This is a genomic window from Gordonia sp. 852002-50816_SCH5313054-c (assembly GCF_001665925.1).
GTDB classification, from domain to species: domain Bacteria; phylum Actinomycetota; class Actinomycetes; order Mycobacteriales; family Mycobacteriaceae; genus Gordonia; species Gordonia jacobaea.
This window is the reverse complement of sequence record NZ_LZTE01000011.1, coordinates 1-3,398: the sequence shown is the minus strand read 5'-3', so window position 1 is coordinate 3,398 and position 3,398 is coordinate 1. Positions and strand designations below refer to the sequence as shown.

The window sequence follows — 3,398 nt, the reverse complement described above, 5'->3', positions numbered from 1 at the left end:
GGGTGTGTTTGTAGGTGTTGTTGTAAGTGTTTTAGGGCGTTCGGTGGATGCCTTGGTACCAGGAGCCGATGAAGGACGTGGTAGGCCGCGATAGTCCTCGGGGAGTTGTCAAACGAGCTGTGATCCGAGGGTGTCCGAATGGGGAAACCCAGCACGAGTGATGTCGTGTTACCACCAGCTGAATGTATAGGCTGTGTGGGGGGAACGTGGGGAAGTGAAACATCTCAGTACCCATAGGAAGAGAAAACAATTGTGATTCCGTGAGTAGTGGCGAGCGAAAGCGGAGGAGGCTAAACCATGCGCATGTGATACTGGGTAGGGGTTGTGTGTGTGGTGTTGTGGGGTTCATCTTCTCCGATTTACCTGTCGGGGCGTGAGTGATAAATGCTGCATGTTAGGTGAAGTGGCCTGGAATGGTCTGCCGTAGACGGTGAGAGTCCGGTAGCTGAAAACGTGTGGTCTTGCGTGATGGGTGCCCAAGTAGCAGCGGGCTCGTGGAATCTGCTGTGAATCTGCCGGGACCACCCGGTAAGCCTGAATACTTCCTGGTGACCGATAGCGGACAAGTACCGTGAGGGAAAGGTGAAAAGTACCCCGGGAGGGGAGTGAAATAGTACCTGAAACCGGACGCTTACAATCCGTCAAAGCCTGTGAATCATTTGGTTGATTGTGGGTGATGGCGTGCCTTTTGAAGAATGAGCCTGCGAGTTAGTGCTCGGTGGCAAGGTTAACCCGTGTGGGGTAGCCGTAGCGAAAGCGAGTCTGAATAGGGCGTGGAGTCGCCGGGTCTAGACCCGAAGCGGAGTGATCTACCCATGGCCAGGGTGAAGCGTCGGTAAGACGTCGTGGAGGCCCGAACCCACTTCAGTTGAAAATGGAGGGGATGAGTTGTGGGTAGGGGTGAAAGGCCAATCAAACTCCGTGATAGCTGGTTCTCCCCGAAATGCATTTAGGTGCAGCGTTCTGTGTTTCTTACCGGAGGTAGAGCTACTGGATGGCCGATGGGCCCTACTAGGTTACTGACGTCAGCCAAACTCCGAATGCCGGTAAGTGAGAGCAGGGCAGTGAGACTGCGGGCGATAAGGTTCGTAGTCGAGAGGGAAACAGCCCAGATCGCCGGCTAAGGCCCCTAAGCGTGTACTAAGTGGAAAAGGATGTGGGGTCGCGAAGACAACCAGGAGGTTGGCTTAGAAGCAGCCACCCTTGAAAGAGTGCGTAATAGCTCACTGGTCAAGTGATCCTGCGCCGACAATGTAGCGGGGCTCAAGTACACCGCCGAAGCCGCGGCACTCACATAAGCCCGCCCATGATCTACGGGTTGTGGGCTAGGTGTGTGGGTGGGTAGGGGAGCGTCCTGCATCCGTGGAAGCGCCCGTGTGAACGAGGTGTGGAGGGTGTGGGAGTGAGAATGCAGGCATGAGTAGCGAAAGCAGAGTGAGAAACTCTGCCGCCGAATGACCAAGGGTTCCTGGGCCAGGCTAATCCGCCCAGGGTGAGTCGGGACCTAAGGCGAGGCCGACAGGCGTAGTCGATGGACAACGGGTTGATATTCCCGTACCCGTGTATCCGCGCCCATGCTGAATCAGTTGTACTAACTGTCCAGATCCTCCGAGAAGACCTTCGGGTCTCGAGTGGGGTGATGCACAGGACCTTGGCTGGTAGTAGGCAAGCGATGGGGTGACGCAGGAAGGTAGTGGTGCCAGGCGATGGTTGTCCTGGTGTAAGCCTGTAGGACGAAACATAGGTAAATCCGTGTTTCATTGAGTCTGAGAGGTGATGCGTAACCGTTGTGGTGAAGTCCATGATCCTATGCTGCCGAGAAAAGCCTCTAGTGAGTTGGTACACGGCCCGTACCCCAAACCAACACAGGTGGTCAGGTAGAGAATACTAAGGCGATCGAGAGAACTGTGGTTAAGGAACTCGGCAAAATGCCCCCGTAACTTCGGGAGAAGGGGGACCCATTCTGGTGACGACATTTACTGTTTGAGCTGGTGTGGGTCGCAGAGACCAGAGAGAAGCGACTGTTTACTAAAAACACAGGTCCGTGCGAAGTCGTAAGACGATGTATACGGACTGACGCCTGCCCGGTGCTGGAAGGTTAAGAGGACCGGTTAGTTCCCTTCGGGGGGCGAAGCTGAGAATTTAAGCCCCAGTAAACGGCGGTGGTAACTATAACCATCCTAAGGTAGCGAAATTCCTTGTCGGGTAAGTTCCGACCTGCACGAATGGCGTAACGACTTCTCTGCTGTCTCAACCACAGACTCGGCGAAATTGCAGTACGAGTAAAGATGCTCGTTACGCGCGGCAGGACGAAAAGACCCCGGGACCTTCACTATAGCTTGGTATTGGTGTTCGGTTCGGTTTGTGTAGGATAGGTGGGAGACTGTGAAGTGGGCACGCCAGTGTTCATGGAGTCATTGTTGAAATACCACTCTGATCGTATTGGACTTCTAACCTCGGACCCTGATCGGGTTCAGGGACAGTGCCTGGTGGGTAGTTTAACTGGGGCGGTTGCCTCCTAAAATGTAACGGAGGCGCCCAAAGGTTCCCTCAGCCTGGTTGGCAATCAGGTGTTGAGTGTAAGTGCACAAGGGAGCTTGACTGTGAGACGTACATGTCGAGCAGGGACGAAAGTCGGGACTAGTGATCCGGCACCAACGTGTGGAAGTGGTGTCGCTCAACGGATAAAAGGTACCCCGGGGATAACAGGCTGATCTTCCCCAAGAGTCCATATCGACGGGATGGTTTGGCACCTCGATGTCGGCTCGTCGCATCCTGGGGCTGGAGTAGGTCCCAAGGGTTGGGCTGTTCGCCCATTAAAGCGGCACGCGAGCTGGGTTTAGAACGTCGTGAGACAGTTCGGTCTCTATCCGCCGCGCGCGTTAGAAACTTGAGGAAACCTGTCCCTAGTACGAGAGGACCGGGACGGACGAACCTCTGGTGTGCCAGTTGTTCCGCCAGGAGCACTGCTGGTTAGCTACGTTCGGAAGGGATAACCGCTGAAAGCATCTAAGCGGGAAGCCTGTTCCAAGATGAGGTTTCTCACCCTCTTGAAGGGTTAAGGCCCCCTATAGACCATGGGGTTGATAGGCCAGAACTGTACGCCTAGTAATAGGTTTAGGTGACTGGTACTAATCGGCCGAGGACTTACCAACAACACCCAACACATCAACTTGTAATAAAGGTGTGTTCGCATCCACTATGACACTTCTGAAACAACACACGCAATCGCTCAACAAAGAGCGCATCCCGTGTGGATGTTGTTTCATATTGTTTCGGCGGCTATAGCGGTGGGGAAACGCCCGGTCCCATTCCGAACCCGGAAGCTAAGCCCACCAGCGCCAATGGTACTGCACTCTAATCGGTGTGGGAGAGTAGGACACCGCCGAGCACAACAT

At 54.6% G+C, this 3,398-nt stretch carries 2 rRNA genes; both read left to right on the top strand.

The annotated features are described in order from the left end of the window. Window positions 1–20 precede the first annotated feature (20 nt). Window positions 21–3,155: ribosomal RNA gene (locus A5788_RS00665) — 23S ribosomal RNA — on the top strand. 119 nt (window positions 3,156–3,274) lie between these two features. Further along, window positions 3,275–3,391, top strand: a 5S ribosomal RNA gene (gene rrf, locus A5788_RS00660). The last annotated feature ends 7 nt before the right edge of the window (window positions 3,392–3,398 follow it).